The organism is Gilliamella sp. Fer1-1, assembly GCF_001690825.1.
GTDB lineage: Bacteria > Pseudomonadota > Gammaproteobacteria > Enterobacterales > Orbaceae > Gilliamella > Gilliamella apicola_C.
The window spans coordinates 1-1704 of record NZ_LZGX01000090.1 but is presented as its reverse complement, the minus strand read 5'-3'; the positions used below and the strand labels follow the sequence as shown (position 1 = coordinate 1704).

General features: G+C 32.9%; 1 protein-coding gene. It reads right to left on the bottom strand.

Features of this window, described 5'->3' with window-relative positions:
- Positions 1 to 264 precede the first annotated feature (264 nt).
- Complete coding sequence (locus A9G28_RS10025) at positions 265 to 1653, bottom strand: hypothetical protein (protein WP_065567541.1); 1389 nt, start codon at positions 1651 to 1653, stop codon at positions 265 to 267.
- Positions 1654 to 1704: the final 51 nt, after the last annotated feature.

The following is a 1704-nucleotide window of genomic DNA, read 5'->3' as shown; positions in this document are numbered from 1 at the left end:
ATATAAACAAATCGTTTAATACGATCAATTTAGGCCTTATAAATAGTTGATACCTATTTATAAATATTTTATTTATCGCTAAGATCTTTTATTTTCTGATGACAAATGTTTTTATAAAGATATCGTAACTATATAAAATCTGGTCTATTAGGTTGAAGAAAAGAAGGGGCTAAGCTGTTTTTTAGAAACTTTAAAAAAGCTTTTAAAAAACAGCTAGTATATAGATAAGTATATTTAACAAATTGGCATTTGATAAATGCTATATCATGGTTTGTTTACAGCAGTGCATACTCCATTTTTCTTCCCTGCTTCATCAATGCAATGATAGATAGCATCCCCATAAGTATGTAAATCACAGTACTTATTCACTTTAGTATCGTATAACCAAATACGTTTATAAGCAGCACCCTGAGCATTTTTTGCTGCCCATGAATTAGGGTAAGCTTCTTGTGAAGGTGTTCCCCACTCGCCAATTAAGGTGCCTATTTCACGAGTAAATTTGGTTTTGTTTTTGTTTTCACTTATTGCTGGAGCATTACTTAATTCGTTTGCATGACTAATACGATAATGCCCACCTAAGGATTCACATCCTTCTACAATTTCGGCTGCCGTACCGCTTAACGCAGCATTTGTGCCGACCTGTTTTTTGCTCCAACCAGCAAACCATTTAGTTAAGGTAAACTTGTATTCAATAATGTTATTTGTAGCAATATTCTTTCCTTCAATTATAACAGCATATCCTACACCAGAACCAATAACATGTTGCCAAGCTTTTTGAGGATTTTTAGCATCATTAGTATTAAATGAAATCGTTAATTTATCTTCTTTATTATTTGGTGTAATGGTAACAAGTTCTTTTCCTTTTACAATCTTCCATCTATAGTTCTTGATAAGGCCTTTTTGCGCTAATACCAGATCAAATTGTGCACCATAAAAAGCCGTTGTGGGAAAATTTTTAGCAGAATCAATATTAGATTGAATTAAAAAACCATTACTTTCATCCCATTGATTAGCAACACTCGCTTTTGCACCTTCAGGTTTTAGCTCTGGTTTTGCGTAACAGAACCCAGCATCAGAGCTTATCGTATAGGTTTTAGAGGGGTGTTTAGCCACTTTACTATTGGGATACTGGTTAGTAAATGGAGTTCCATATTTTGACGTTAATATTAAATCCCCTGATACTTTTATTTTATATGGACCAAATTTTCCTTCTTTTGCTAATGAGCAGAGCGTATCAGACTTTGTAGGTGTAAATTCTACTAGTTGTTTTTCTGTATCCGTATAATACCATATCATTTGCGGAGCGGATTGCGTTGCAAGATATCCTAATTCGTCACCATCAACATCAAGATATTCCTGCGTATCAGGTTGTCTTATTGGTGCTACTTTAATTTGATTTTTTAATGGATAAGCTGATGATATTGGAAGCCGTGTTACTTTGTTTCCATAATAATTTTCACCATCAACTGCTAACCCAAATAGCTCCAAATCTTCTATATTTTTTTCTATTTGTGGTGATAATGATGGTAAATCTCCCTCAATAACTTTACTCGTTTTGGCTGTTAGTTGAGCATAAATCTCTGCGCTAAAAAAGAAAGGGCTCAGCCCAAATACAATTTTATTAAAGTTTTTTTTATTGATTATTTTGCTCATATTGTTTTCTACTTATTATTTGGCCTATATTTAAAATTATCTTTTACCTAT

Excerpts from the sequence above, each read along its gene's own strand:
- A9G28_RS10025 (WP_065567541.1), bottom strand. The coding sequence starts at position 1,653 with ATGAGCAAAATAATCAATAAAAAAAACTTTAATAAAATTGTATTTGGG.